This is a genomic window from Comamonas sp. HJ-2, from assembly GCF_053615495.1.
Window position 1 is genome coordinate 76,011 of the sequence record NZ_JBSIFD010000016.1, and the last position, 26,820, is coordinate 102,830.

Here is a 26,820-nt window from a genome sequence, read left to right on the forward strand (position 1 = left end):
AGAAGTGCTTCCACAGCCGCCCTTGCGCGCGGCACCGGTGTCATACATCTGCTGCAAACCATTTTTGCCAAACTCAATCAATCTGCCAACCCATGCATGTACGCAGCTATCGCCCCGGAGATGAAGTCGCGCTATGGCAGGTGTTTCACGATGCTGTTCATCAGCTGGCAGTGAATCACTACAGCCAGGTGCAGCTTGACGCCTGGGCGCCACAACATCCCGACTGGATGGAGTGGCGCCAGCGCATCCAGGCACTCAAGCCTTTTGTCGCTATCTGCGCCAATGACTCACCCATGGGTTATGCCGATCTGCAGGCCAATGGCTATATCGACCACTTTTTTGTAGCCCCGCAATATGCGCGCCAAGGCGTGGGCCGATTGCTGCTTGCACATATCGAACAAGCAGCACGGCAAAACGGCCTGTCTGAGCTGACCGCCGATGTCAGTCTCAATGCCCAGGCTTTCTTCGCTCATTTCGGCTTTGAGCTACAGCGCCAGCAAATCCCCGTCGTACGTGGCATTGCCCTGAGCAACGCGCATATGCGAAAAACTCTTTGAACCTGGCTCAGATCAAACTACCGGCAGCACCCCAACCGATGCAACAAGCATGAACTGGCTCTGGAAACCTGAAACCTCCAATCCACAGAAATGGCTGATCGTCGCTTTCATGGCGGTGATGATGGGCGCACTCGCCCCCATTTTCTGGCGCAGCTTCATACCCGATGCGCATTGGCAACTGATCGCGCTGTATCTGGCGCTGGCATTTACCGCAGCAGCCGGCATTTGGTTGCGGCGACTCCATAGGCTGGGACTTTGGCAACCCGCAGGCCCCTGGCTCAGCTACGGCCCCATCAAGCGCTGGCTGATGGCCTTGCTATGCACCGCTTTCATGGCTTTCATGCTCTGGCTCAACCTGGCAGCCACCCTGCCCATGGTCTACACGGCGATCCTGGGAAGCAATACCAGCATGCAGACCATTGCCGAGAAAAAACGGGGCACAGGCCGCCATGCCTGCCGCCATCAGCTCAAGCTGCCCGAAGTTGACTACCTGTTTTTCGAATTCTGCATTGATGAAGATGGCTACGACAGCCTGCCATCTGCCCCATTGCCCGCTTCGCTGTCCATGCGCGAAAGCTACTTTGGCAGGCTTGTGGACAGCATTCGTCTGGCGGCCCCACAGCAAAAAGATGAGCAATGATCGCTGTGCCACAATAAAAAAACATCTTATTGACTGCTGAAACTATCAGTAAACAAGCGCTTTCAGCTCCTTTTTTTGTCTTTTCAAGCCGCCATGCAAATTCTTCTGCCGCCATTGATGCTGATTTCCGGAGTGGGCTTTGCGCTCAGTGCAATCACACATTTGACTGCACTTACAGGGCAGATAGATGCACTTGAAACATACTTACCTCAAAATGTCCTGGAGATATTCAGAAGCGCCATGAGCATCGGGATTTTTGTCGTCTGGATGCCTGCGGCACTGATTGCTCAGCGCATCAACAACGGCAATCGCCTGCAGTTTTCCTGGAAGAAGGTGCTCGCAGGCTGCCCCTCCTGGATGCGCAACACTGCCTATGCGGTCTTCATTTACGCTTTTGCCAACTTTTTTCTCGGCATTGCGGGCGGCATGGCCGAGCAGCAGCACGGCTTGCGCGTGTTCTCGGGCCACTGGATGATCTTCTACGGCATGGCGTTTTGCATCTTCTTCTCGAGCTGGAACCTGCCTTCCATGCTCAAGATCCGCCACTGCCCGGCCGGGCATGAAGTCGGTCATGGTGATAATTTCTGCCCGGTCTGCGGCTTGCCTGCAGACCAGGACAGCCCGAATCCCTGATAAACCATAGCCCTGGAGGCGCCGCCGGCCCCCAAAGCGGCGCATACTGACGGCCGCACCATCGCCTCCACCTACCTCTTGCACCATGCCCACTCCTCACTCCCCCATCGGTATTTTTGATAGCGGTGTGGGCGGCCTCAGCGTGCTGCAGGCACTGCGCCACGAGCTGCCGCACGAGCAGTTTGTCTATCTGGCCGACAGCGGCAATGCCCCCTATGGCGATGCACGCGGCGATGCGTTTGTGCAGGAGCGCAGCCTGGCCATTGCGAAATACCTGCTGGAGCAGCACGACATCAAGATTCTCGTGATTGCCTGCAATACTGCCACCGCTGCGGCCGTGGAACTGTTGCGCGAACGCTTGCCGCAACTGCCCGTCATTGGCGTGGAACCGGCTATCAAACCTGCCTCTTTTTCCAGCCAGACCCATCATGTGGGAGTGATGGCCACCCGGGGCACCATCTCCAGCCAGCGTGTGGCACGCCTGGTGTCGGAGCATGGGCAACGCGCCGAGTTTCACCTCCAAGCCTGCGACGGCCTGGCCAGGGCGATCGAGCAAAGCACGGAGCAGGCATTGCCCGAGGACGCAAGCGCCACGGAGATCAGAGCGCTGTGCGCAAAGTACACAAGCGCTTTAGGGAGTTTCGGCCTTAAGACAGGACAGATGGATACGCTGGTGCTGGGCTGTACCCACTATGTGTTCGTCAAGGATGATTTGCGTGCCCTGCTGGGGCCCGATATTCAGCTCCTGGACACGGGTGCCCCCGTGGCACGCCAGACCCGGCGCATGCTGGAGCAGCGCAATCTGCTGGGAGCCGAGACCGATGGATCGCTGCAGCTGGCCCAGGCCGATCAGATTCAGCTCATGACGACCGGCCGCCTGACGGCCATGCAAGCCGCAGCCCAGCGTTGGCTGGAGCTACCCGAAGGCTGCAGCCTGGCCGTCAACGTGTGCTCGCCCAGCGCAGTGCCCACCCCCGCCTGATCTGCGCCATCAGCTCCAGAGCAGCTCGCCGCCCTGATCCAGATAACTGAGATAAAAACGCACATCGAACTCCAACTGATGGTAATCAGGCTCCATATGCGTGCATAACTGATAGAAAGCCTTGTCGTGATCCATGATGCGGATATGCGCGAGCTCATGCACGCAAATCATGCGCAAAAAGGCATCTGGCGCCTGCTTGAACATGGCCGCCACATGAATCTCGTGCCGAGCATTGAGCCTGCCGCCATGCGCAATCGCACGCCGCGTATGCAGACCCAGGGCATTGCGCACCACATGAATCTTGCTGTCGTAGGCCACCTTGTGCAACTGCCCTGCATTGCGCAGATATTGCGCCTTGAGCGCATCGACATAGTCATAGAGCGCCCTGTCCGTGCGAACCGCGTGGGCCTGCGGATATTTGCGCAGCAGCCAGTCAGCGGCCCTGCCCGCGAGCAGCCAGTCGCGCACCTGATTCTGCAGCGATGGCGCGTAGCCCGAGAGATAGGGCAATGCCAGAGGCATGGATGCATTCACCCCTTCTTCGCCCATGCTGGCGCGCGCAGCCCTGTCCTTGCGCAGCTGCTGGGTCACGGCTCCTGAATACTTGGGTGTAGGAATGGGCTTCATGACAAAAGACAAGCCCTCCGCCACAGTCTCGGGACTGCAGCACAGAGGGCTTTGACAGCGGATGATCGAAGGAATCAATGCAGATGGCGCGGGCGGCGATTGCCGCCATGACCGGAGGCCGAGCCCCCCGATCCACCACGCGGCGGCTTGCCCAGTTCCAGCGAGCTGACCAGGGCTTCGAAGCGCTGCGAGAACAGCTTGTCGATCTCCTGCACCACTCCGCCGAGCTCTGCGCCGTCAAAGTGACGCTCCATCATGTTGATGACATCCTGCACCAGCAGATCGCGCTGCACCTGCATGATGGCTGCGGGATTGGGACCGACAAACAGCATCAGGAAGTCATCGCGACTCTGGGCCTCGGCAGGAGCCTCTTCCTCGTCGAACTCGGTGTCGTAGAAGGTCACCTCGATGGGCGAGCCCTGCTCGGCCAGCTCGTTGAGCCCCATGCACATATCGTCCAGGGACTGACGAAAATCATCGTCACCACGTACGGTCCAGCACATCTGCAGCAGATGCTCCTTGGCGTCGAACTGAATGCCGGGCTCTTCTTCATAGAGACTTCCCTCGCCGTCGGTCAATGAGCGCGCACCAGCATAGGCCCACAAGGGACGCAATGCATCTTGCAGCTGCTCATACGTAACATCAGCACGGAGCAGAACCTGTCCGTGGACATGAATTTCAAAAGCAGCGTTGTAACTAGACATCTTTTTTCTCTGGGAGTGCAGGCCTCGTCAGCATGACAGAACTGCAAGCCATATTGCATCGAAGCCAGGACTTTTCCAAGCGCCTTGGCCAAGCCTTGACGCCCACAGCCCTACGGCATCGCAGTGACTGAATTTTCCCACCTTCAGCAAGACTGCGGGCAGCAACGGCTACTCAAGTCACAAATAAAAAAAGCCCGCTACACAAGATATAGCAGGCTTTTCAATTCTGGTGCCCCGAACCGGAATCGAACCGGTACGCTTCGTTAAAAGCGGCAGATTTTAAGTCTGCAGTGTCTACCAATTTCACCATCGGGGCCCACTTCACAACCGGCGCCGGGCGCCAGCGAGAAGTATTGCATCAGCCATGCGACCAAAGCAATAAAAAAGGGAAGCTTTTGCTTCCCTTTTCAAAATCTGGAGCGGGAAAACGGGTTCGAACCGTCGACCTATACCTTGGCAAGGTATCGCTCTACCAACTGAGCTATTCCCGCATTTCTGCAAAGCCGTTCGCCTTACAGAGCAGACTCGAATTATAGCCACGATTTTGAGCCGGTTTTCGAAAACCGTGTGGCTTTTTCAGATAGCCCTGTTCAGGCAGGCTGAGGTACAGACTCAAGCCTGCCCTTGACGATCTGCAGCAGATCGCGCTTTTGCACCTTGTTGGATGCGTTGACGGGCAGGCCATCGAGCTGGAGGACAAAGCGCGGCACCTTGTAGTTGGCCATATTGGCGCGGCACCAGGCGATGAAGGCCTCCTGGTCCAGTGTCACGCCGTTGCGTGTCACCACGCAGGCACAGCCAACCTCGCCCATGCGCTCGTCGGCCACCCCGACCACGGCAACCTGTGCCACCTCGGGGTGGTTGGACAGCATGCGCTCTATTTCTGCAGGGTAGCAGTTGAAGCCGCCCACGATGAACATATCCTTGAGGCGGTCGGTAATACGCAGATAGCCGCGCTCGTCAAGCACTCCCACATCACCTGTATGCAACCAGCCATCGGCATCAATGGTTTCTGCCGTGGCCTTTTCATCCTCGAAGTAGCCCTGCATGATGTGGTAGCCGCGCAGCAGCACCTCCCCCGCTTCACCCGGGGCAACAGGCTGCCCTTGCTCATCCACACAGCGCACCTCGGTCCCCGGCAGGGCCTTGCCACAGGTATTGGCCACGGTTTCCACATTGTCGGAAGGCTCGCAGAGCGTGGCACAACCACCGCACTCCGTCAGGCCGTAGGCCGTGGTGACATTCATGATGCCCAGCTCCTCGCGCATGCGCTTGATGAGAATGGGAGGTACCGTGGAAGCACCGGTCACGGAGGACTTCAGCGAACTCAGATCGAAATTCTTGAGCCCCGGATGCGCCAGCATGGACAGAAACAGAGTGGGCGGCCCGGGCAGGAAGCTGATACGGTCGCTCTCGATGCGATGCAAGATGGCTTGCGCATCAAATACCTGCTCGGGATAGACGGTAGAGCCCTGCAGCAAGGCTGCCACCCAGCCGGCCTTGTAGCCAAAGGTGTGAAAGAACGGATTGACGATCAGGTATCGGCTGCCTTCGGTCAAACCCACCACATCCGACCAGGCCTTGAAAGCCAGGATCGTCGGGCGGTGCGCGCACATCACTCCCTTGGGGCGTCCCGTGGTGCCGGAAGTGAACATCAGATCGGCCGTATCGTCAGGTTTGATCCGGGCTTCACGCTGCTGCTGGGCTCCGGCAGTCGTGTCATCGGCCCTGGCCATGAACTGCGCCCAGTTCATATCCGCGCTGGGCAGCACCTTGTCACCGAGTACCACCACCTGCTGCAGTGTGACAGGACGCAGGCCGTTCAGCAGATCCGGGTAGTAGTTGTTCAGGAAGTCGCCCACGCACACCAGCACCCTGGCACGGCTGCGCTCGAGAATATCGGCAGCCTCGGCGCCCTTCATGCGGGTGTTCAAGGGCACCAGCACGCCGCCCGCAGCATGCACACCGCAGGCGGCAACGATCCACTCGCTGAGATTCGGTGCCCACAGAGCCACACGGTCGCCAGCCTGCACGCCCAGACTCATCAAGGCACGTGCGGCCAGGCGGCTCAGCTGCTGCAACTGGGCATAGCTGATGGATTTGCCGTTTTCGACAATCGCCGCGCGGTCGGCAAAGCGGCTGACCACGTCAGCCAGCATGCCGGGCAAGGTCAGCGAAGACTCGGGCATCGCGTTCTGGTTGGTATTCGACATAAGTTACTCCGGAAATTTGACGCGCAGCTTTTCGCTGGTGGGCACGGATTGACAGGCCAGCGTCCACTTCTTGGACAGATCCTTGGCATCCAGCACTTCGTTGTGTCGCAGATGTACGCTGCCGTCCTGCACCTGGCACATGCAGGATGCGCACATGCCGGCCTGGCAGGAGTAGGGCACATTGATGCCGGCGCGCAGTCCGGCCTCCAGAATGGTCTCCGTGCCACTGCAGTTGAATTCGTATTCCTCGCCGTCCAGACGCAGCTGCACCAGTGCCTGGTCGACAGCAGCCTCCACGGGAGCAGTTGCCTCCTGCATCAGTTGCAGAGTCTCCTCGTCAGGCAGAGAGACAAAGCGCTCCACATGTACCTGCTCGGCAGGCATGCCGGCCTCGATCATCGCGGCCTGCGCGGCATCCATGAAGGGGCCCGGCCCGCAGATAAAGGCCTGGCCAGCATCGGCCACCCAGGGCGTGGCCCAGGCTGCGAGCTGCTTCTGCGAAGGCGCGCCTTGCACAGAGTCCAGCCAGTGAATGACCTGCAGGCGATCCGGATACTCGGCCGCCAGCTGCTGCAGGTCCTTCTTGAAGATCACCGAGCGCTCATCGCGGTTGGCATAGAACAGCACCACATTGCCCTGATGCTGCTTGAGTACGGTGCGCAAGATGGAGAACACCGGTGTGATTCCGCTGCCACCGGCCAGCAGCAAAAAGTTCTGAGACAGATTCCGGGGCGAAAACAGGCCCGATGGTGGCATCAGCTCGATGGAGTCACCCACCTGAACCCTGTCGCAAACCCAGTTGGAGCCTCGTCCCTTGTCGACGCGCTTGACAGTCACCCGCAAGGCATCGTCGAGCATCGGGGCACTGGACATGGAGTAGCAGCGAGGCACATAGCGGCCCTCGATAGGCAGTCGCAGAGTCAGAAACTGGCCGGGACGATAGCTGAATTGCTCAGCCAGAGCCTCTGGCACCTCGAACACAATTGACTTGGTATCGTGCGTCTCGTCAATCACCGCGCGCACGCGCAGCGGGTGATACCGCGACGCGGTTGTTGTGGCTTCACTGCTCATTTCTTCTTACCCCTTACTCACTCACTCTTTTTGTGCAACCTTGCACTGGCGCCCCGGCACAAGATCGTCCCCAATCCACGGGGTCAGGAACTGACGCTCTCCACAGCGCTTGCCTGCGGACACACTGCCTGGGCAGCAGGGGGCTCGCCCCCTTCCAGTGCAGCCGCCTTGCCCGCTCGGCGGCCCGAGAACACGCAGTCGGCCAGGGACAAGCCGCTCACATAACGCGAGGAAGCCACACCAATGGCGGTGCGCCCCGCGGCATACAGCCCGGGAATGTCATAGCCGGCACCGTCAATCACTGCACCGTTGTCCTCGTTGACCTTGAGGCCCCCCAGACTCAGGACGGCCAGCGGGAACATCTTCTGGCTGATGGAGATATCGATGGCAAACAGCGAGCCGCCCTTGAACTCATGGCGCATGTCCTGGGACTTGCCCAACGGGTCTTCGATCTCACCGCGTGCAGCGGCATTGGCGTGATCGAACTGGAGCTGCAGCACTGTTGCATCCATGCGAAGCTTTTTGGCCAGATCGGCGACAGATTTGCCCTTTATCGCGACCTTGTACATCAGCGCCAGCGCGGGCATGGACTGGAAGGCCCACAAACCGCCAAACAGGCACTGCCACGCAGCCTGCCTGCGCAGCTTGCTATCAATGATGAGCCAAGCCTGTCCCCCCTGCTTTTCCATCATCTCGTAGCCGAGCTTGGCACCGTAGACCTGTTCATTGCAGAAACGCTCGCCTTTGGTGTTGACCACCAGACCCTTGGGCCAGACCGAGGGTGGCGTGATGAAGCGCCAGGCCGAGATATTGTTCAGATCCTGAGCGATCCCTCCCACGGATTGCCCGAGGCGCAGACCAGAGCCATCGCAGCCCGCAGCACCGGTCAGCCAGCCGGGCTTGTAAGCCGGCGCATGCCGTTCCAGCAACTCCGAATTGAAGATATAGCCGCCAGTGGACAGCACCACACCTTTGCGAGCACGGATGTAGCGCTTCTCGCCGATCTCGCTTTCGATCTGCGCAGCTTCACGACGACCCGCCTGGGCACGTGGTGCCTGATACAAACGCCACTTGGCCACCAGCTCATCGAGCTTCTTGTGGCGTTCGGTACGTGGATCGCCTTCGGGCAACACCATCACCTCCACGCCCAATACACGGCCACTGTCCTTCTCGCGCACCAGGCGCTGGACGCGGGCCTGCGTCAATGTGCGGGCTCCGTGCGCCAATGTGGATTTTTGCAGCGCGGCAAAGAACGTCGCTCCCGACTGCCCCTTGGCCACCACGCGATGACCGCGCGGAGCGGGCTTCTTGACCAGTTGTGGGTTGCCGTAGGCGGGCACCACCTCGTTGCCCGAGTAGTACAGATACAGGCCATCGGTCGGATAGGAGGTCTTGTACGCAGGCATGGTCGATGCAAAGGTAGCGCCCTGCTTTTCCAGCCAATTCAGGTTGGCCACGCTGTCGCGGCTGAAGCGAGCCAGTGTCTCGTCACTGACCACACCATTGACCTCATGCTTGAGGTAGGCAGTCATGGCTTCGGGTGAGTCCTCGAAGCCCGCCTCCTTCTGGTACCTGGTACCGCCACCGGCATAGACCACACCACCCGACAGCACACTGGCACCACCGCCGCTGAAGCGGTCTATCACCAGAACTTCGGCCCCCTGCTCGCGCGCCTCAATCGCTGCACTGGCACCAGCGCCTCCCCAGCCGACCACCACCACATCGCTGGCATCGGACCACTGAACCTCATCGGCCGACCGCACATCCAAGACTGCACCCACAGGATTGATGGTGTTGACATGCTTTTTGAAATTGGACATTTCCGCGCCTCCTGATCAAACCGTCTTGCCCAGCAGATGCGGGTTCTCAAGCGGCAAGGGTTTGCCTAGCATGTCGGCCACGGCGCGAAAGGCAAAAGTCATGGCAGGCCCCAGGGTGGAGCCAGCGCCGGCGTAGGCCGGCCCCATGACGGAGGCGGAGTTATTGCCCACGCAGTACAGCCCCTCGATGATCCTGCCTTGCGTGTCGAGCACACGCCCCTCTCTATCGGTAAGCAGCCCTCCCTTGGTGCCGATCTCGCCGGGCCACAGGCGCATCGCGTAGAACGGACCTTTCTCGATGGGGCCGAGGTTGGGATTCTTGAGACGCGGATCGCCGTAGTAGCGGTCAAACACATTGCCGCCGCGGTCAAAGTCCAGATCCTTGCCAGCTCTGGCGTATTCGGTCATGCGGCGCGCACTGTCCTGCAGGCCTGCAGCGTCCACGCCGATCTGGCGCGCCAGATCTTCCAGCGTCTCGCCCTTCCAGTAGACATTGTTCAGCCAGCTCTTGCGCACCTTGCTGTCCGGCACGGCCGATCCAGGCATCAGCGGCCCCATGGGGTTTTGCGCGCGGAAGCTGGCGTCGAACACAATCCATGCAGGCACGCCGCCATTGCCCTTGGCATGTTCGGCCAGCATGGCCTGCTGGAATTCCGGATAAGGGCCGGACTCGTTGAGAAAGCGCTGCCCCCTGCTGTTGACCACCATGCACCCCGGCAGCGAGCGCTCCACGAAAATGCCGCGAAAGGCCGGCTCCTTGGGAACATCCATGGTGGGCACGCCCCAGGACCAGTCCATCAGCGCCAGCTGCGCGCCCACGGCCTGACCGGCCCGGTGAGCATCGCCGGTATTGCCTCCCACTGGAGTGGCCGTCCACTCTGCCTTGGTGGGCTTGTTCAGATACTGGTCCCGCATCTCCTGATTGCGCTCAAAGCCACCAGCACCCAACAACACGCCACGTCTGGCGTTGATCTGCTGGCGCTGACCATTCCTTTCAACGATGACACCCGTCACACGGCCCGATGCATCCTGCACCAGCTCCTTGAGCGGAGAGTTGCGCCACATCTCGACACCGACCTTGTTGGCAGCAGTCAGCAGGCCTGCCACCAGCGCCTGGCCGCCCGTCATGCGACGATCGCGCCTGGTCTTGTTGCGCCAGGGGTAATCCAGAAAATACTTGAGCATGATGCCCAGGATGGTGAAGCGCGACTTGAGCTCGCGCGAGAGCATGGAATGCGCCTCGAAGGCACTGATGCTCATGCGGCCGAACAACTGGTTGCCGGGAGGGCCGGGGCGCATGGTTTCCAGCGCCGCCAGGCCCAGCCTGGCGGCATTGAAGTCAACCGGATCCATGGTGCGGCCGCCGGGCCTGGAGCCTTCGATATGGGGGTAGTAATCCGCATACTTGGCCATGGCGCGATAAGGGATGCCGATCTGGCGCAGGTACTCGGCCATCTTGCTGGCGGTTTCCACATAGGCCAGCACGCGGTCGTCCGTCGCCATGCCGCGCACACAGCGCTTCATATAGCCAAATGCGGTTTCCAGATCGTCCTTGATGCCAGCGGTCTTCTGATCGTAATTGAGCGGGATCCAGATGCCGCCCCCCGACAGGGCCGAAGTGCCGCCGAACAGCTCTGTCTTCTCCACCACCAGAGTCTTGAGGCCCTGCTCCTGCGCGCGAATGGCGCCCAACATGGCACCTGCCCCCGACCCCACGACGATCAGGTCATATTCTTGTTCTGCCATACCTTGTCTCCGTCAATCTTTTGTTCTATGGATGGACTGTCGCAAATACACGCTGGCGGCAGCCTCCGTTGTGAGAGCACTGCCGCAGCTTGGCCTGAATTCAATCAGACAAAGGGTTCCTGGTTGGGAATGCCCAGCACATGCGAGCCATAGGCGCGCACATAGGCATCCGTGTTGTTCGCAATGTGGGTACGTCCCTGATGGATGTCGCGGAAGATGCGCTCGATGGGATTGTTCTTGAAAGTACCGCTGGCTGCGCAGGCACGCATCAGCTCATTGGCATGAAAGCCCGTCAGCTTGGGAACGTATGACGCCTGAGCACGCTGCAGCAGACGCTCTTCCAGCGTCAGCTGAATACCAGTCTTGGCCGCATCCACAATGCGTGCGTAATTGCGGAACAGCACCATCTTGAGCTGGTCCAGCGCAATCGTGGCTTCGGTCACGGCCGTCTGGGCGTTCACGTCCTCTGCCATCCTGTTGCCATGCTTTCCAACGTGCGCCGTCGCGCGCTCGGTGAACGACGCGATGGCGCTTTCCAGCGCGCCCAGGCAGGCGGTGGACACCGCACGCTGGAACACATGGGTAAAGGGGATGCGGAACAGCCAGCTGCTGTTTTCCATGCGGCCGGGGCAGCCCACATCGCTGTGGTCGTTGGTGTACTGGATGCGATGTGCCGGGACAAACGCGTTTTCCACCACGATGTCATGACTGCCTGTGCCGCGCAGGCCCAGCACATCCCAGTTGTCCTCAATGCGGTAGTCCGCCTTGGGCACCAGAAAAGTCACATGCTCCAGGCCAGGCGTGCCATCACGCTTGGGCAGCAGACCGCCGAGAAACAGCCAGTCGCAATGCTTGGAGCCGGTGGAAAAGCTCCAGCGACCGTTGAACCTGAATCCGCCTTCCACGGGCTCGGCCTTGCCAGTAGGCATATAGGTCGAGGCGATGCGCACGCCGTTATCCTTGCCCCACACATCCTGCTGGGCCTGGTCGGGGAAGAGCGCCAGCTGCCAGGGGTGAACGCCGACCACCCCGTAAATCCAGGCCGTGGACATGCAGCCCTTGGCCAGCTCCATCTGCACGCTGTAGAACACACGGGGATCCATTTCATAGCCACCCCAGCGCTTGGGCTGCAGCACACGGAACAGACCCGCCTCAGCCATCTCCTGAACGGTTTCGTCGCTGATCTTTCCTTCGCGATCCGCCTGCTGCGCGCGCGCCGCCAGCTTGGGCGCCAGGGCCTTGGCACGCTCGATCACGGCCAGCGCATCAGGGGTGAGGTAGTTATCTGTCATTGTGTTCATTCAGGTCTCCAGTTGCCGCTCCACCGGACGGCTTGTGGTGTGGTGGGCAAGGCCTTTTCGCCTATGACAGAAATGCTCTCACCATGCAATTTTCCGTTCATCGTCCGATCAGACTAACGATGAAGCAGGCGTTTGCGGACTTCTCCAAAGCCTGATCCCGCACAGCAAAAACACCGAGCCTAGGACAAACACCAAGCCCTGTTTTGCGCTGCTAGTCCATGTGAAGGATTCATAAAAGCCCTGTTCGCAGCACTCTTGCACCAAGGAGACATTCACCCCATGCAAAGCACTGCAGCAACCTTCGACCCCAAAGACTTTCGCCGCGCCCTGGGCATGTTTGGCACCGGGGTCACCATCGTCACCACCCGTGCAGAGAATGGCGAGCCTGTAGGAATCACGGCCAACAGCTTCAACTCGGTTTCGCTGGAGCCCCCCATGGTTTTGTGGAGCCTGGCCAAGAACGCCCGCAGCCTGCCTGTATTCCAGAACGCCGACACCTGGAATGTGCACATCCTCTCCAACGAGCAAGAAGCCCTGTCGAACCGCTTTGCCCGTGCTGGCGAAGACAAGTTCTCCGGCCTGCCGCTGGACTCCGAGGCAGCCCATGCCCCGCTGCTGCAGGACTGCAGCGCGCGCTTCAGGTGCAAGACGGCATTTCAGTACGACGGCGGCGACCACATCATCTTTGTGGGCGAGGTGACCGACTACGACGCCAACCCACACCCTCCCCTGCTCTACGTGACCGGCGGTTACGCCCTGGCTTCACGCAAGGCCAACGCCGTGGCCAGCGAACCGGCCGCAGACACCAATACTGCCTACTCGGAAAACCTGATCGGATATTTGATGGGCCGCGCGCACTTTCAATTCCTGAGCGGCTTGCGCAAGCCCATGGCGGCTTACGGCATGACCGATGCCGATTTTTACGTGCTCTCGCTGCTGAGTATCCAGCAGCCCCAGTCGCCTGCCGAAATTGCGTCTCACATGGCCTACACCGGCACCGACATCGGAGCCGTGGCCCTGCAGTCGCTGATCAGCAAGGGCTGGGTGGAAGAGAGCCGCGAGCGCGCCGAGTCGCTGCAACTCACGCCCCTGGGCAACGAAGCCATCTTGCGTGTGCTGGCCGCAGCCAAAGCCGTGGAAACCGATTTGATAGCAAGCCTTGGCGAGATGGAAGCAGCCACGCTGCGCAATCTGCTCAAAAAGGCGATTGCCGCCACCGATCCCGGCCTGCCCAAGCTCTGGCAAGCCAGGGCTTGATAAGCCTCGTCATCCAAGATTTCTCACCCGAAGGCAGGAGACAGCCTTCGCCTATCCACTCCAAGCATAAAGAACAGAGATGAGCCAATTTTCCATCCCAGAAGGCAAGTATGTGGACATCGGCAATGTGGCCGGTCATCCTCAGCGCGTTCACTACCATGAGCAAGGCTCTGGCGATCCCGTGATCTTTTTGCACGGCGCCGGCACTGGTGCCAGCGGCTACAGCAACTTCAAGGGCAACTACCCCGAGTTTGCTGCGGCCGGCTTTCGCTCCATCGTTCCCGACCTGCTCGGTTACGGCCTCTCGTCCAAGACCGAGGAGCCCAGGCAGTACGACATGGATTTCTTCATCGCCGGCGTCAAGGGACTGGTGGAGCAATTGGGCCTGAAAAACATCACCCTGCTGGGCAACTCGCTGGGCGGTGCGGTGGCGCTGGGCTATGCGCTCAAGTACCCCGAGGACGTCAAGAGCCTGATCCTCATGGCACCCGGTGGCGTGGAAGAGTTTGAAGCCTATATGGCCATGCCCGGCATTGCCAATATGTTCAATGTCTACAAGTCGGGCAAGACCGGCCCCGAAGCCATGCGCGCCGTCATGAGCATGCAGGTGGTGGACCAGTCGCTGCTGACGGACGAAATCATCAATGAACGCGCCCCGATTGCATCGACCCAGACCGAGGCCTCGCGCCAGCGCCTGTACATCCCCAATATGACCGAGCAGCTGCCTGAACTCAGGTGCAATGTGCTGGGGTTCTGGGGCATGCAGGACGCCTTCAACCCCGTGGGCGGTGCCGACAAGCTGGCCAAGGGCATCAAGAACTGTCGCGTGGTGCTGGTCAACCAGTGCGGCCACTGGGTGCAGGTCGAGCATCGCGAGATGTTCAACCGCACCTGCATAGACTTCATGAAAAACGGTTGAATCCATGAGCACCACCGAACTTGATCTGTCATTCACCGAAACCCAGGGTCGGCGCCTGTATGACGCGCTGCGCACCGCCAGGACACTGGCACCGCTGACCGACAGCCACCCCGAAATGACGGTGGAAGACGCCTATCACATCTCCCTGCACATGCTGCGCCTGCGCGAAGCATCGGGCGAACGTGTGATCGGCAAGAAGATAGGCGTGACCTCCAAGCCCGTGCAGGACATGCTGAATGTGCACCAGCCCGACTTCGGCTTTCTCACAGACAGCATGCAGTTTGAAGACGGCGCAGCCGTCTCGCTCAAGGCATCCGGTCTGATCCAGCCCCGCGCCGAAGGCGAAATTGCCTTCATGCTCAAGAAGGATCTGCAAGGCCCGGGGGTGACCAAGGAAGACGTGCTGGCCGCCACCGAGTGGGTCGCCCCCTGCTTCGAGATCGTCGATTCGCGCATCAAGGACTGGAAGATCAAGATCCAGGACACCGTGGCCGACAACGCTTCCTGCGGCGTCTTCGTGATCGGCAAGCAGCACACAGATCCGGCTTCGCTGGATCTGGCCGCTGCCGCCATGGAAATGCGACGGAACGGCCAGCCAGCAGGCTCTGGCCTGGGCAGTGCCGTGCAGGGCCACCCTGCTGAAGCCGTAGCCTGGCTGGCCAACACATTGGGCGCTTTTGGCATTCCTTTCAAAGCCGGTGAAGTGATTCTCTCTGGCTCTCTCGCCCCCCTGGTGCCCGCCGCCGCCGGCGACCGTTTCGACATGGTCATCGAAGGCATGGGTACTTGTTCCATTCAATTCACCGAGTAAGAAACCATGACGCAAAAAAAGATCAAGTGCGCACTGATCGGCCCCGGCAATATCGGTACCGATCTGCTCATGAAACTGCAGCGTTCCCCCATACTGGAGCCTGTGTGGATGGTCGGCATCGACCCTGAGTCCGATGGTCTCAAGCGTGCCCGCGAGATGGGCATCAAGACCACTGCCGACGGTGTGGACGGCCTGCTACCCTTCGTCAAGGAAGACGGCATCCAGATCGCCTTTGACGCTACCAGCGCCTATGTCCACGCCGAAAACAGCCGCAAGCTCAACGAACTGGGCGTGCTGATGATCGACCTGACGCCTGCAGCGATCGGCCCCTACTGCGTGCCCAGCGTGAATCTGGCCGAGAAGGTTGCAGAAAAGGCCATGAACGTGAACATGGTCACCTGCGGCGGCCAGGCCACCATTCCCATGGTGGCTGCGGTTTCGCGCGTGCAGGCCGTGAGCTACGGAGAGATCGTGGCCACGGTATCGAGCCGCTCGGTCGGTCCCGGCACGCGCAAGAACATCGACGAATTCACCCGCACCACATCGGGTGCCGTGGAAAAGATTGGCGGCGCGCAAAAGGGCAAGGCCATCATCGTCATCAACCCCGCCGAGCCGCCGCTGATCATGCGCGACACCATCCACTGCCTGACGGTGGATACGCCCAAGCCTGCCGAGATCGAAGCCTCGGTGCACGCCATGATCAAGGAAGTGCAGAAATACGTGCCCGGCTACAAGCTGGTCAACGGTCCCGTGATCGACGGCAACCGCGTCTCCATCTATATGGAAGTCGAAGGCCTGGGCGACTACCTGCCCAAGTACGCGGGCAATCTGGACATCATGACCGCCGCTGCGGCGCGCACGGCCGAGATGTTTGCCGAAGAAATCCTCGCCGGCCGTTTCGAGTTGGCCGAAGCCGCTGTTGCTGTCTGATCCAGGAGAAGAACATGTCCCTCAAAGGTAAGAAGATCACCGTTCACGACATGACGCTGCGTGACGGCATGCACCCCAAGCGCCACCAGATGACCCTGGAACAGATGAAGTCCGTGGCCACGGGACTGGACGCCGCTGGTGTGCCCCTGATTGAAGTGACCCATGGCGACGGCCTGGGCGGCAGCTCGGTCAACTACGGCTTTCCTGCACATACGGACGAGGAGTACCTGTCCACCGTCATTCCGCTGATGAAGCAGGCCAAGGTCTCGGCTCTCTTGCTGCCCGGCATCGGCACTGTCGATCACCTGAAGATGGCCCACGAGCTGGGCGTCTCCACCATCCGCGTGGCCACGCATTGCACCGAGGCCGATGTCTCCGAGCAGCACATCGCCATGGCCCGCAAGATGGGCATGGATACCGTGGGCTTTCTCATGATGGCGCATATGAACAGTGCCGAAGGTCTGGTCAAGCAGGCCAAGCTGATGGAAAGCTACGGCGCCAACTGTATCTACATCACGGACTCGGCCGGCTATATGCTGCCGGACGACGTGAAAGAGCGTCTGTCCGCCGTGCGCCAGGCTCTGAAGCCCGAGACCGAACTGGGTTTCCATGGCCACCACAACCTGGCCATGGGCATCGCCAACTCTCTGGCTGCAGTGGAAGTCGGTGCCAACCGCATCGACGCTGCGGCTGCCGGCCTAGGCGCCGGTGCGGGCAACACGCCTATGGAAGTGCTGGTAGCCGTGTGCGCGCGCATGGGGATTGAAACCGGCGTGGACGTGTTCAAGATCCAGGACGTGGCCGAAGACCTGGTCGTGCCGTTGATGGACTTTCCCATCCGCATCGACCGCGACGCGCTGACCCTGGGCTACGCAGGCGTCTATGGCAGCTTCCTGCTGTTTGCCAAGCGTGCCGAAGCCAAGTACGGCATCCCCGCGCGCGAGCTGCTGCTGGAGCTGGGCCGGCGCGGCATGGTGGGCGGCCAGGAAGACATGATCGAAGACACGGCACTGACCATGGTGCGCGAGCGCCAGAGACAGGCTGTGGCAGCCTGATACGTCTGACTTCAGGCTCTCTTTGCCACTTTGATCGGGTTCAACGGCTGCTTGGGGCGGTCGTTGAACCCTTTTTTTGCGACATCGGCCTGAGGATCAGGCCTCTATGCATCTAGGCTGCCCCCTGGCAGCAGCTGGCCCAGGCCAGTCGGCCCGTGCCACATGGCACACCTTTTTTAGAAGCGATAGCGCGCCACCACCTGGGCCGAGCGCGGTGCGCCCGGCAGATTGAGATTGGGCGAGCTGCCATGACCGGCCACGATGTAGCGACGATTCAGCAGATTGTTGAGCTTGAGCTGCACATCCCAGGGGCCCATGCGGTAGTAGGCCATGGCATCCACCGTGGTGTAGCCTGGCAAGGTCACGGTATTGCCCGGATTGGCGAACCGGGCGCCGACATAGTTCAGGCCCCCGCCCAGGCCGAAGCCGTGGCCCAGTGCCTTGGTCACCCAGAAGTTGGCGCTTTGCCTGGGCGTCAGCGTGGGGCGTTTGCCCTGCACCGGCTGGCCGGAATCGACGGCAGGCGATGTGGTCATCTCGCCATCGAGGAATGCATAGCCGGCCCAGACCTGCCAGCTCGGTGCAATCTCTCCGGCAAACGTCAGCTCCAGCCCGTTGGTGCGCTGCACGCCCAGAGGCACGACGGTGTTGCTTGTGGGGTCGACGCTCTTGATATTGGTGCGCTCGAGCTTGAACAGCGAGGCCGTGATCGAAGCCTTGCCGTCCGGCAGATCCCATTTGACGCCGACTTCCTGGCTGGTCGTTTTCTCTGGTGCCAGCTGTGCATTGTTGGCAGCCAGCGCAAAGGTTTCGCCAGAGGGCTGGAAGGACTTGCTCCACGATGCATAGTAGGACCACGCCGACGAGGGCTGATAAACCAGCCCGACACGCGGACTCCAGGCAGTGTCCGTGCGGCCCAGATCCGGCTTGCCTGGCTGGCGCTCATGCGTTTCCTGCTGGAAGCGGTCGTAACGCACACCAGCCAGTGCCTTCCACTGAGGACTGATGGTGACCAGATCCTGCAGGTAGGCGCTGGCCACCTTGAAGACGCTGTGATTGTCCGCCGCAGGCTTGCCGTCGATACGCAGCGGCAAAGTCGGCAGCACCGGATTGAACAGCGAGACCGTTGCCACATTGGCTCGGCTGTATGACAGCAGATCCTTGCTCTGTCGGCCGAATTCAAAGCCGTACAGCAATTGGTGCTTCACCCCTGCGAACTCGAGCTTCTGGGTCAGCTCGGTCTGGTTGAAAAATCCGCTCTCGTCACGCTGCACATTGCCGCGTGTCAGCGATGCCGTCATCGCCTTCTCGTTGACCGAGCCCACGAGAGTGTTGTTTCTATCCAGCGAATAATCGTAGTAGCGCAAGGCATTGCGCAAGGACAGGCTGTCGCTGATCCGGTGATTCAGCGTGGCCCCCAGCGATGCCACTTCGGCACGGCTTACATCCACGTCCCTGGCATTGGCCGCGCCGTAATAGGTGCCGGGCGACACATTGACCGGCCGGCCCTGGTACGCGGGGATTCCGAAGTCCGTGAGGCGGCTGTCCTTCAGATAGTCGGCTTGCAGCAGCACGCTGGTGTCCGAGCTGGGCTTGATCAGCACCGATGCAGCCAGCGCCTTGCGATCGAGAAATTGCTGGTCGCGGTAGCTGTCGGCGCGCTCGACGGCGCCGGTCAGGCGATAGGAGACAGCACTGTCCTGCGGCGCGCGCGCCAGGTCGAACTCGCCACGGCGCTGGTTCCAGCGCCCCAGAGTCAAGCCCACTTCGCTGAGATTGACGCCGGGCTTCTTGGTGATGCGATTGATCAGGCCGCCCGACGAGCCGCGTCCGTACAGCACCGATGCCGGACCCTTGAGCACTTCGATCTGCTCGATATTGGACAGATCGCGGAAATACAGCGCGTCATCGCGCAAGCCGTCCACAAACTGGTCGGCAATGGCCGAGAAGCCGCGAATGGTGACCTGATCGCGCTGACCGTCACCATGAGAAAAGCCCACGCCAGGCACGGCCTTGAGAGCGTCCTGCATGGATTGAGCGACCTGATCGCGCAGCAGGCTCTGGGGCACCACATTCACGGTCTGAGGAATATCACGCAACGGTGCCTCGATCTTGGTGGCGCTCGTTGCCGTGGGTGGGTTGTAGCCGGAATCGGGCTGGCGATCGCTGCGGACCTGTACTTCGTCCAGCACCACCTCTGAAGCTTGCTGCGCCCACGCTGCACCGGAAAAAGCCAGCCCCAATGCCGCTGCCAGCGGCGAATACCTCAATGCCATGAATGCCTCGTTATACGGAGTTTTAATTCGGCTTGGCGGGTATCGTCCGCAGCAGGGACTACGGCATCAATTGGCTACAACCTGTGTGCTGTGCAAAAGCGTGCGCATCATAATCGAGAATCAGTATCATTTACCTGTACTTTACAGTACAGAAATTATCTGGAGATCAAAGTCATGTAGATGCTTTGAAAGCAGCAAGAGTCCATGGCTTAACAAGGCCGTATCCGCCCCTCCGAGGCGGACTGGAGGCGATGCCGATGCAACGGCAACTCGCAGCCATCAGGCCGCCGATTTCAGGACCGATCAAGGGAAAACGAGAGGACCCGACCGGCAGAGCTTTCAGCCCAGGGTTCAATAGCCCGATGCAAAAACTGCGTTCCAGGAGGTCTGGGCACTGGCCAGCACGATGCCGGCGGGCAGCTTGACCTCAGACTCCGCCTGCCCTGCCACAGCGGTACCCTGCGGCAGATTCATGGCAGGCAGGTACAGCGCCAGTGCGGCAGCCACCAGCGACACTGCGCGAAGCGCATTCATCCAGCGAAAAGAGGTTTTCATGCTTGTCTCCTTTACAGGCTCTATGGCCTTTCTGGTTTGCAGTATGGCCAGCACGGAAAACGCAACATCGTCCATTTTGATGAGCAGGTATTTACTTAGGTGGCAACCCCAGATCGCCGACCCGATGGCGCCGCCGCATGGCTTTGACTCCTGCCGGCAGAGTTTCAATAATTTGATAGCTGCCAGCGCTTTTCAGACATAGACATAAAGCCAATTTGATTGATATTTCGCGCATTCCAACAGAGCCAGGATCCCATCTGTGAACGGTCGCAAAAAAAGGGCTTTGCTTGCGCAAAGCCCCAACCCTTGAAGAAACTGAAACACCCGCCTTCACCGGGCGGGCAACGGCGATTACATGTAGAGAATCACCAGGTCGTTGATGACTGCAGGACGATCCTGGCCCACCACATGGATGTTGAGCTCCATCGTGGCCTGCACGCCGCTCTTGACCTGCTCCACAGCCTTGATGCGAGCCCGCGCACGGATCTTGCAGCCGGAGGGCACGGGGGTCGGGAAGCGCAGGCGGTCCGAACCATAGTTGACCATGTTGTTGAAGTCCACCACCTCGTAGTCCAGCGGAATCCTGAGCTGACTGGCCAGCACCTGCACCAGAGCGCCGTGGGCGATGGTGGTGCCGAACGGGCTTTTCTCGCGCGCCTGCACGGGGTCGGTGTGAATCCAGTAATCGTCGCCGGAGAGCCTGGCAAACTCGTTGATGACTTCCTGGCTTACAGTGAACTCGTTGGACCAGGGGCTGTACTCCTCGGACACCAGCGACTTCATGGCCTCGATGTCCTTGACGGAAATCCTGCGCTTGGCTGCGGCAGCCTCCTCCACCACGGCAACCGCAACTGCGGCCTCGGCGTCGGCCTTGATGACGGTCGGGTGGCTGCCCGCATGGGCGGTAAAACGCAGCAGGGTGACCTCGCCGGGGCGCTCGTCAAACACGGGACGCACCTCCATGCCCACCTTCAGCGCCTCGGGCTCCACGCCGACCATGGTGGTGTTGATGCGCACGCCTTCACGGAGTTCGACCACGGCCAGGGCCTGGGGCATCTCGTCCGTGAATTCGGGCATGGTGGGAATGCGCGCGATGGTGAAGCTGTAAAGCGTGCCTTCGCCCGACACTTTGCTCCACTTCAAGGAGCGCGATCCGCAAGTGGGGCAATGGGTCCGCGGAAAAAACAGCGAATGTCCACGATCACATTGCTGAATGCGCACTTCGTGGGCCTTGAGACCTTCCCAGTACGGCGCAGAAATTTCCGTGGGATGGGGCAGAGGTTTGTTCCAAGCCATGTTCTTATGCTCCCCGCAGGATCAAGGCGCCCTGCTCGCTCATCACGCCACCGGTGCCGGACACATAGGCCAGATCGTTGCGACCCAGCTGCCTGTCGCCGGCACGCCCCTGAATCTGATGCACCGCTTCAATCACCTGGGACATGCCGCCCGCCGTGCCGGACTGACCGAAGCTCAGCTGGCCGCCATGGGTATTCATGGGGAAGTTGCCCTTGAAGGTGAAGTCGTTGTTGCGCAGAAAGTCCATGCCTTTGCCCTTCTCGCAAAAACCCGCGTCTTCCAGCGTCAGCATCACGGTGATCGTGTAGCAGTCATAGATCTGCGCCATATGCATGTCTGAGGGACGCATACCCGCCATTTCGAAAGCCTTGGCAGAAGCCGGGCCGATGGGGGTCTGCAGCATGTCGGCCATATAGGTGGGCGACTTGCTGCTCACATGCTCGCCGCAGCCGACGATGCTGACGGGGCGGTGTCTGGTGGTTTTGGCGCGATCGGCACGAGTGACAATCATGGCGCCGCCGCCCGCAGCCGGCAGCACGATTTCCAGCACATGCAAAGGGTCGGCCACCATGCGCGAGTTCAGCACGTCATCCACCGTGATGGGCTGACCGTAGAACATGGCGTCGGGGTTGTGGCAGGCATTGAAGCGCTGGTCCACGCTGATGCGTGCCAGAGCGGCCGCGTCGTAGCCATGGACCGCGCCATAGCGCTGGGCAATCATGGCATAGCCGGTGTTCTGCGCCATATGGCCATAGGGCAGGTCCATCTCGGCCTCGGGCGCTCCAAAGCGAGTGCTGTGGCCGCCGAAGCGGCTGGCCTTCATGACTTCCTTGATATGGTCGTCATGTTCGGAGATCGGTGCCATTCGCGACGGCAGCACGCAGACCACGGTGTTGCACAGCCCCAGCTCGATCGCCGCCGCCGCGCGCCAGACCATGGCCACGGAACTGGCTCCCCCCAGGTCCACGACTTCGGCAAAGTTCAGGCGCACACCCAGGTATTCGCCGGCCATGGCGGGCACAAAACAGCTGGCTTCATGAAAGTGCGGAGCGCTGGTGATCAGACCGTCCACCTCGGACAGCTCCATGCCGGCGTCCTCCAGAGCCTGCAGCGTCAGGTCGGCCACCTGTTCCAGATGGAACATGCGCGGCGCCGTTGCGTACTTCTCCGGCTTGTACTGCGCGACGCCAACCAGCGCCGCTTTTCCTTGCAAACCCATATGTCTCCCTTACCAAGAAAGTGTGCATTCATTGTGTAAATGAAGCAGACCGAATCCATCGTCTGTAGAGACTAAAAAGCCGGCCCCGTACATACCCCTAATTCTCCAGGCAAACGTCCATTCGGACGATGTTGCAGAAGCTCCAAATCAAGAACCTGCACCCGTGTTTGCAATACATGCACAGCGTGTACGAATCAATAAGGAGACAACGTGAAAACAGCCGTCGGTATAGGCGCAGCAGCATTGGTGGCCTTTGCCTCAGCGCTCGCCTTTGCACCCCGCACACCGCCCCCCCTGGCCCCTACCACCATTGGCATCGAGCGCAGTCACTTCAACACCATCACGCAGGCGGGCGATCGTCTGCTGACAGCCGGCGCACTCGGTGAAATCCTGTACTCGGACGACAAGGGTGCTCACTGGCAGCAGGCACAGATCAAGGAGCAGCGTCAGGCGCTCATCGTCAGCATGGCTTTTGCGCCCGACAGAAAGACCGGCTTTGCCGTGGGGCACGAAGGCTGGATTCTGCGTACCAAGGACGGAGGAAGCACCTGGGAGGAGGTCGCTTTCTCCAAGGAAAACGGAGAGCCTCTGATGTCGATCGCGCGCCTTCCTTCGGGCGACTGGATCAGTGTCGGCGCCTTCGGCCGTGCCATCACCTCCAGGGATAACGGTCAGACCTGGGAGCAGTTGCCCCTGCCCTCAGAGGTGGAGGACAAGCACATGAACCGCATTGCCAGCTCCGAAGATGGCAAGCACTGGCTGATAGTGGGCGAGCGCGGCCTGGTCATCAAGTCCGAGGACTCCGGCGCAAGCTGGCAGATCGAGCCCGGGTTCTACAACGGATCTTTCTACAACGCCATGGCTACACGCGACGGCGGCTGGCTGATCTATGGCATGCGCGGCAACGCCTTTGTGCAGGCCGCGCCGGGCGCGCAATGGGTCAAGTCGACGATTCAGGCTCCGGTCTCCTTCTTTGGCCATGCCCAGGAAAAGGACGGAACCATCATCCTGGTAGGACAGGGCAGCATGCTCGGCCTGAGCAAGGACGGCGGCAAGAGCTTCAGCCTGCAACGCGCCAAGGGCCGCGCCACCCTGACCGACATTGTGCTTACCGGCCCCGACAGCGGATGGATGTCCAGCGACGCAGGCCTGCAACCCTTTCCCCCACCACAACAAGCCAAGGCAAACGCTCAGGCTGCCCCAGGAGCGACTCAATGACTCTGAGCGAACCCACCAGCCGGCTGGACCGGTTTATTGCATCCACGGCACGCTGGCTGATCTCGTGGAGCAAGTCCATAGTCGTGCTGACGCTGATTGCCACGGCACTACTGGCTGTCTCGGCCATGCGCACACATCTGGATCCGGGCTTCAACAAGCTGATCCCCATGCGTCATGAGTACATGACGGCATTTCTCAAGCATTCAGCCACCTTCTCCGGAGCCAACCGCATTCTGGTGAGCGTGGAATGGAAGGGCCGGCAAGACGATATCTATAACAAGGAATTTCTCGAAGCCCTGCGTGGCGTGACGGACGAGGTCTTCTTCACGCCCGGCGTCAACCGCGGCCAGGTGTATTCGCTGTTCACACCGAACGTGAAATACATCGAGATCACCGAAGACGGCTACGTGGGCGAGGTGCTGATTCCTTCGCGCTTCGAGGCCAACGAACAAGGCCTGGCCCAGGTACGCTCCAACGTGGCCAAGTCCGGTCAGATCGGCTCGCTGGTCAGCAACGATCTGAAGTCCGCCATGGTGCGCGCCGACCTGCTCGAGGTCGACCCAAAGACCGGAGAAAAACTCGACTATCACAAGGTTGCGCAGCGCCTGGAAGAGATCCGCAGCAAGTTCGAAGGCAAGGACATCTCCATCCACATCATTGGTTTTTCCAAGGTGCTGGGCGATGTGATGGACGGCCTGACCACGGTGATGACCTTTTTTGCCATCGCCTTTGTCATCACGGCCATCATGCTGCGTCTCTACACCAAGTCAACCAACATCACGGTGGTCGGCTTGGCCGTGGCGCTGCTGCCCGTGATCTGGCTGCTGGGCATTTTGCCGCTGATCGGCTACGGCATCGACCCCATGTCGATCCTGGTTCCCTTTCTGATCTTCTCCATCGGTGTATCCCATGCGGTGCAGATGACGGGAGCCTGGAAGCATGATGTGCGCGCCGGCCTAAGCTCCAGGCTGGCTGCCGAGAACGCGATTCGCAAGCTGGCCATTCCCGGAGCTCTGGCGCTGCTGACCAATGCTCTGGGCTTCATGGTCATCATGCTGATCGACATCCCCATCGTGCACGAGTTGGGCGTGACCGCCTGCATGGGCGTGCTGCTGATGATCATCACCAACAAGGTGTTCCTGCCCGCGGTGCTGGCCAATCTGCGCCTGGAAAAAAAGGCCATGCAAGCCCCCTCCTCCTCCGCCAATGGCCGTAACCCCATCTGGTGGAAGCTGTCGGCACTGGCCGAAGGCAAGCCCGCCATGCTGACTCTGGTGGTATCGCTGCTGCTGCTGGCCGCCGGCACCTACGAATCGCGCAATCTGCTGACAGGTGATGTGGGCACGGGCGCTCCCGAGTTGCGCGCCGAGTCGCGCTACAACCGTGATAACGACACCATCATCGGCAGCTATTCCATAGGCATGGACGTGCTGTCCGTCTTCGTCGAAACCTCCAAGCTCGACGAAGGCTGCCTTAACTGGCAGGTGATGAACGCCGTGGAGCGCTTTGAGTCGCGCATGCGCCGGGTTGACGGCGTGCAATCTGTCTCCACCGTCTCCGGTCTGGCCAAGATCGCGGCCTCCAGCAACAACGAGGGCAACCCCCGTTGGGCAGCTCTGCAGCGCACCGAAGCCGCATTGCGTTCGGGCGCCAAGGCACTATCTCCCGATCTGGGCCTGAACACAGAGGGCTGCAAGGTCATCAATCTGCAGGTCTTCCTCAAGGACCACGAAGGCGCCACGCTGACCCATGTCGTCAATGAAGTGCGTGATTTCATCGCCGCAGACAAGACGCCCAACGTCAAGTTCCTGCTGGCTGGCGGCAACGCCGGCGTGGCGGTCGCGACCAACGAGGCCGTGGAACATGCCGAAGTGCAGATGCTGGGCTCCATCTTCGGCGCCATCACGCTGCTGTGCTGGCTGACCTTCCGCAGCTGGCGCGCCGTGCTGTGCATCGTCGTGCCCCTGGCCATCGTCTCCATACTCTGCAATGCCTTGATGGCCATGCTGGGCATAGGTCTCAAGGTCCCCACACTGCCCGTGGTGGCGCTGGGCGTGGGTGTGGGCGTGGACTACGGCATCTATCTGTTCGAGAGCATGCAGCATGAGCTGCGCGAGCGAGACATCACGCTGCGCGAGGCTTTCTATGAAGCCATGCGCCAGCGCGGCAACGCCGCCATCTTCACGGCTCTGACCATGTCCATAGGCGTGGGCACCTGGGCGTTCTCGGCACTGAAGTTCCAGGCCGACATGGGCATCTTGCTGGCCTTCATGTTCCTGGTGAACATGCTGGGCGCGATCTTCCTGCTGCCTGCCATGGCCTATTGGCTGAATGTGGGCGCGGCGGAAGCCAGGGCACGCGTCAAGCGCCTGCACCGGCAGCCCAGACACGCCCATGCGACAGGCAGCGCAGGCGGCATCAGCCACGCGGGCGGCATGCTCAAACCCGAGCCCCAGTCATCCGTGAACGGCAAAGTGTGATGCAGACCGCCGCAAGCACGCTGGAGCAGGTTCTTCTTGAACATGCTCTGGCCCAGACCCTGACCCGCTACGCCACGGCCTGCGACACCCGCAACTGGGACTTGCTGCAGCAGGTGTTCACACCTGACTGCACCACGGTCTACGGTGGCAGCTACATCTGCGAAGGGGTTGCCAAGGTCCGCCGCATGATCAGCACCCACCTTGACGGCTGCGGCCCCACCCAGCATCTGCTGGGCAATCTGGAAGTCGATGCCGGCAACCCTCAGCGCCCGCTCAGCAGGATTCAGGTGCGAGCCGCGCATCAGGGACTGGGCGAGCGCAGTCATCTGCGCTACGACGCCATCGGTTTCTATGAAGACGAATGGGTAAGGCTGCCCGAAGGCTGGCGCATCCAGAAGCGCAGCATGACCATGTTGCTTGAGATCGGTGAGCGCTCCGTGCTGCAGCCCGGCACCTGAGCAGCCACACTCCATCAATCAAGCCGCGCGGCCACGCTGCGCGGCTTTTCTG

23 protein-coding genes and 2 tRNA genes are annotated in these 26,820 nt (G+C 60.6%); 12 read left to right on the forward strand and 13 right to left on the reverse strand.

Annotated features, from left to right (window positions below; genetic code table 11):
• The first annotated feature begins 92 nt into the window (after window positions 1-92).
• The 4 genes from ACWGXF_RS14655 to murI all read left to right on the forward strand — a co-directional run bounded on the left by ACWGXF_RS14655 (window position 93) and on the right by murI (window position 2,812).
• On the forward strand, window positions 93-557 hold the full coding sequence (locus ACWGXF_RS14655) for a GNAT family N-acetyltransferase (RefSeq protein WP_256630025.1): 465 nt from the start codon (window positions 93-95) through the stop codon (window positions 555-557).
• Window positions 558-606: 49 nt separating this feature from the next.
• Window positions 607-1,197 (forward strand): hypothetical protein, encoded by a 591-nt coding sequence (locus ACWGXF_RS14660; protein WP_256630024.1) that lies wholly within the window; start codon window positions 607-609, stop codon window positions 1,195-1,197.
• 240 nt (window positions 1,198-1,437) lie between these two features.
• Window positions 1,438-1,830, forward strand: a complete 393-nt coding sequence (locus tag ACWGXF_RS14665; protein WP_256630023.1) for a hypothetical protein — start codon at window positions 1,438-1,440, stop codon at window positions 1,828-1,830.
• A gap of 85 nt (window positions 1,831-1,915) precedes the next feature.
• Window positions 1,916-2,812, forward strand: coding sequence for a glutamate racemase (gene murI, locus ACWGXF_RS14670; RefSeq protein WP_012837546.1), 897 nt, complete (start codon window positions 1,916-1,918; stop codon window positions 2,810-2,812).
• A 9-nt stretch (window positions 2,813-2,821) separates the two neighbouring features.
• Here the strand turns inward: murI and ACWGXF_RS14675 are convergent, their stop codons facing one another.
• From ACWGXF_RS14675 to ACWGXF_RS14715, 9 genes are all read right to left on the reverse strand, one after another.
• Window positions 2,822-3,439: a M48 metallopeptidase family protein gene (locus ACWGXF_RS14675; RefSeq protein ID WP_034407375.1), complete on the reverse strand. Its 618-nt coding sequence runs from the start codon at window positions 3,437-3,439 to the stop codon at window positions 2,822-2,824.
• Between the two features lie 74 nt (window positions 3,440-3,513).
• Window positions 3,514-4,143, reverse strand: coding sequence for a DUF6806 family protein (locus ACWGXF_RS14680; protein ID WP_003061017.1), 630 nt, complete (start codon window positions 4,141-4,143; stop codon window positions 3,514-3,516).
• 227 nt (window positions 4,144-4,370) lie between these two features.
• Window positions 4,371-4,459: transfer RNA gene (locus ACWGXF_RS14685), tRNA-Leu, on the reverse strand.
• A 99-nt stretch (window positions 4,460-4,558) separates the two neighbouring features.
• Window positions 4,559-4,634, reverse strand: a tRNA-Gly gene (locus ACWGXF_RS14690).
• Window positions 4,635-4,733: 99 nt separating this feature from the next.
• Entirely contained in the window at window positions 4,734-6,356 is a 1,623-nt protein-coding gene (locus ACWGXF_RS14695; protein WP_012837544.1) for a FadD3 family acyl-CoA ligase, read from the reverse strand.
• 3 nt (window positions 6,357-6,359) lie between these two features.
• The gene (locus ACWGXF_RS14700; protein ID WP_012837543.1) at window positions 6,360-7,427 is read right to left on the reverse strand and encodes a ferredoxin--NADP reductase; all 1,068 of its coding nucleotides are present in this window, start codon (window positions 7,425-7,427) and stop codon (window positions 6,360-6,362) included.
• Between the two features lie 83 nt (window positions 7,428-7,510).
• Entirely contained in the window at window positions 7,511-9,247 is a 1,737-nt protein-coding gene (locus ACWGXF_RS14705; RefSeq protein ID WP_452102058.1) for an FAD-binding protein, read from the reverse strand.
• A 15-nt stretch (window positions 9,248-9,262) separates the two neighbouring features.
• Window positions 9,263-10,993 carry an FAD-dependent oxidoreductase gene (locus ACWGXF_RS14710; RefSeq protein WP_012837541.1) on the reverse strand — a complete coding sequence of 577 codons (1,731 nt, stop codon included), beginning with the start codon at window positions 10,991-10,993 and terminating at the stop codon, window positions 9,263-9,265.
• A gap of 104 nt (window positions 10,994-11,097) precedes the next feature.
• A complete protein-coding gene (locus ACWGXF_RS14715) occupies window positions 11,098-12,285 on the reverse strand; it encodes an acyl-CoA dehydrogenase family protein (RefSeq protein ID WP_256631318.1) in 1,188 nt (395 codons plus the stop codon).
• 288 nt (window positions 12,286-12,573) lie between these two features.
• On the opposite strand from ACWGXF_RS14715, the gene ACWGXF_RS14720 reads away from it, so the two are divergent.
• From ACWGXF_RS14720 to tesG, 5 genes are all read left to right on the forward strand, one after another.
• The gene (locus tag ACWGXF_RS14720) at window positions 12,574-13,551 is read left to right on the forward strand and encodes a flavin reductase (protein ID WP_003071341.1); all 978 of its coding nucleotides are present in this window, start codon (window positions 12,574-12,576) and stop codon (window positions 13,549-13,551) included.
• A gap of 79 nt (window positions 13,552-13,630) precedes the next feature.
• A complete protein-coding gene (locus tag ACWGXF_RS14725) occupies window positions 13,631-14,470 on the forward strand; it encodes an alpha/beta fold hydrolase (RefSeq protein ID WP_256630021.1) in 840 nt (279 codons plus the stop codon).
• A gap of 4 nt (window positions 14,471-14,474) precedes the next feature.
• Complete coding sequence (gene tesE / locus ACWGXF_RS14730) at window positions 14,475-15,281, forward strand: 2-hydroxyhexa-2,4-dienoate hydratase TesE (RefSeq protein ID WP_003071347.1); 807 nt, start codon at window positions 14,475-14,477, stop codon at window positions 15,279-15,281.
• 6 nt (window positions 15,282-15,287) lie between these two features.
• A complete protein-coding gene (gene tesF, locus ACWGXF_RS14735) occupies window positions 15,288-16,211 on the forward strand; it encodes an acetaldehyde dehydrogenase TesF (RefSeq protein WP_004341179.1) in 924 nt (307 codons plus the stop codon).
• A gap of 14 nt (window positions 16,212-16,225) precedes the next feature.
• Window positions 16,226-17,266 carry a 4-hydroxy-2-oxovalerate aldolase TesG gene (gene tesG / locus ACWGXF_RS14740; protein WP_039049274.1) on the forward strand — a complete coding sequence of 347 codons (1,041 nt, stop codon included), beginning with the start codon at window positions 16,226-16,228 and terminating at the stop codon, window positions 17,264-17,266.
• 176 nt (window positions 17,267-17,442) lie between these two features.
• Here the strand turns inward: tesG and ACWGXF_RS14745 are convergent, their stop codons facing one another.
• The 4 genes from ACWGXF_RS14745 to ACWGXF_RS14760 all read right to left on the reverse strand — a co-directional run bounded on the left by ACWGXF_RS14745 (window position 17,443) and on the right by ACWGXF_RS14760 (window position 22,612).
• Window positions 17,443-19,542, reverse strand: a complete 2,100-nt coding sequence (locus ACWGXF_RS14745) for a TonB-dependent receptor (protein ID WP_039049273.1) — start codon at window positions 19,540-19,542, stop codon at window positions 17,443-17,445.
• A 351-nt stretch (window positions 19,543-19,893) separates the two neighbouring features.
• Window positions 19,894-20,097, reverse strand: a complete 204-nt coding sequence (locus ACWGXF_RS14750) for a hypothetical protein (RefSeq protein WP_039049306.1) — start codon at window positions 20,095-20,097, stop codon at window positions 19,894-19,896.
• Window positions 20,098-20,448: 351 nt separating this feature from the next.
• Window positions 20,449-21,393 carry a bifunctional OB-fold nucleic acid binding domain-containing protein/MaoC family dehydratase gene (locus tag ACWGXF_RS14755; protein ID WP_039049272.1) on the reverse strand — a complete coding sequence of 315 codons (945 nt, stop codon included), beginning with the start codon at window positions 21,391-21,393 and terminating at the stop codon, window positions 20,449-20,451.
• 4 nt (window positions 21,394-21,397) lie between these two features.
• Entirely contained in the window at window positions 21,398-22,612 is a 1,215-nt protein-coding gene (locus ACWGXF_RS14760; RefSeq protein ID WP_004341195.1) for a thiolase family protein, read from the reverse strand.
• 210 nt (window positions 22,613-22,822) lie between these two features.
• Between ACWGXF_RS14760 and ACWGXF_RS14765 the strand changes: the two genes are divergently transcribed.
• Genes ACWGXF_RS14765 through ACWGXF_RS14775 form a run of 3 tightly spaced genes read left to right on the forward strand, consistent with a single transcriptional unit; the run spans window position 22,823 to window position 26,768 of the window.
• A complete protein-coding gene (locus ACWGXF_RS14765; RefSeq protein ID WP_046461370.1) occupies window positions 22,823-23,830 on the forward strand; it encodes a WD40/YVTN/BNR-like repeat-containing protein in 1,008 nt (335 codons plus the stop codon).
• Window positions 23,827-26,310: an efflux RND transporter permease subunit gene (locus ACWGXF_RS14770; RefSeq protein ID WP_256630020.1), complete on the forward strand. Its 2,484-nt coding sequence runs from the start codon at window positions 23,827-23,829 to the stop codon at window positions 26,308-26,310. Before ACWGXF_RS14765 ends, ACWGXF_RS14770 begins: the two co-directional genes overlap by 4 nt.
• Window positions 26,310-26,768, forward strand: coding sequence for a nuclear transport factor 2 family protein (locus tag ACWGXF_RS14775; protein ID WP_012837532.1), 459 nt, complete (start codon window positions 26,310-26,312; stop codon window positions 26,766-26,768). Before ACWGXF_RS14770 ends, ACWGXF_RS14775 begins: the two co-directional genes overlap by 1 nt.
• Window positions 26,769-26,820: the final 52 nt, after the last annotated feature.

Coding starts and splice junctions, on each gene's coding strand:
- ACWGXF_RS14655 (WP_256630025.1), top strand. CDS start 93: ATGCATGTACGCAGCTATCGCCCCGGAGATGAAGTCGCGCTATGGCAG.
- ACWGXF_RS14660 (WP_256630024.1), top strand. CDS start 607: ATGAACTGGCTCTGGAAACCTGAAACCTCCAATCCACAGAAATGGCTG.
- ACWGXF_RS14665 (WP_256630023.1), top strand. CDS start 1,438: ATGAGCATCGGGATTTTTGTCGTCTGGATGCCTGCGGCACTGATTGCT.
- murI (WP_012837546.1), top strand. CDS start 1,916: ATGCCCACTCCTCACTCCCCCATCGGTATTTTTGATAGCGGTGTGGGC.
- ACWGXF_RS14675 (WP_034407375.1), bottom strand. CDS start 3,439: ATGAAGCCCATTCCTACACCCAAGTATTCAGGAGCCGTGACCCAGCAG.
- ACWGXF_RS14680 (WP_003061017.1), bottom strand. CDS start 4,143: ATGTCTAGTTACAACGCTGCTTTTGAAATTCATGTCCACGGACAGGTT.
- ACWGXF_RS14695 (WP_012837544.1), bottom strand. CDS start 6,356: ATGTCGAATACCAACCAGAACGCGATGCCCGAGTCTTCGCTGACCTTG.
- ACWGXF_RS14700 (WP_012837543.1), bottom strand. CDS start 7,427: ATGAGCAGTGAAGCCACAACAACCGCGTCGCGGTATCACCCGCTGCGC.
- ACWGXF_RS14705 (WP_452102058.1), bottom strand. CDS start 9,247: ATGTCCAATTTCAAAAAGCATGTCAACACCATCAATCCTGTGGGTGCA.
- ACWGXF_RS14710 (WP_012837541.1), bottom strand. CDS start 10,993: ATGGCAGAACAAGAATATGACCTGATCGTCGTGGGGTCGGGGGCAGGT.
- ACWGXF_RS14715 (WP_256631318.1), bottom strand. CDS start 12,285: ATGACAGATAACTACCTCACCCCTGATGCGCTGGCCGTGATCGAGCGT.
- ACWGXF_RS14720 (WP_003071341.1), top strand. CDS start 12,574: ATGCAAAGCACTGCAGCAACCTTCGACCCCAAAGACTTTCGCCGCGCC.
- ACWGXF_RS14725 (WP_256630021.1), top strand. CDS start 13,631: ATGAGCCAATTTTCCATCCCAGAAGGCAAGTATGTGGACATCGGCAAT.
- tesE (WP_003071347.1), top strand. CDS start 14,475: ATGAGCACCACCGAACTTGATCTGTCATTCACCGAAACCCAGGGTCGG.
- tesF (WP_004341179.1), top strand. CDS start 15,288: ATGACGCAAAAAAAGATCAAGTGCGCACTGATCGGCCCCGGCAATATC.
- tesG (WP_039049274.1), top strand. CDS start 16,226: ATGTCCCTCAAAGGTAAGAAGATCACCGTTCACGACATGACGCTGCGT.
- ACWGXF_RS14745 (WP_039049273.1), bottom strand. CDS start 19,542: ATGGCATTGAGGTATTCGCCGCTGGCAGCGGCATTGGGGCTGGCTTTT.
- ACWGXF_RS14750 (WP_039049306.1), bottom strand. CDS start 20,097: ATGAAAACCTCTTTTCGCTGGATGAATGCGCTTCGCGCAGTGTCGCTG.
- ACWGXF_RS14755 (WP_039049272.1), bottom strand. CDS start 21,393: ATGGCTTGGAACAAACCTCTGCCCCATCCCACGGAAATTTCTGCGCCG.
- ACWGXF_RS14760 (WP_004341195.1), bottom strand. CDS start 22,612: ATGGGTTTGCAAGGAAAAGCGGCGCTGGTTGGCGTCGCGCAGTACAAG.
- ACWGXF_RS14770 (WP_256630020.1), top strand. CDS start 23,827: ATGACTCTGAGCGAACCCACCAGCCGGCTGGACCGGTTTATTGCATCC.
- ACWGXF_RS14775 (WP_012837532.1), top strand. CDS start 26,310: ATGCAGACCGCCGCAAGCACGCTGGAGCAGGTTCTTCTTGAACATGCT.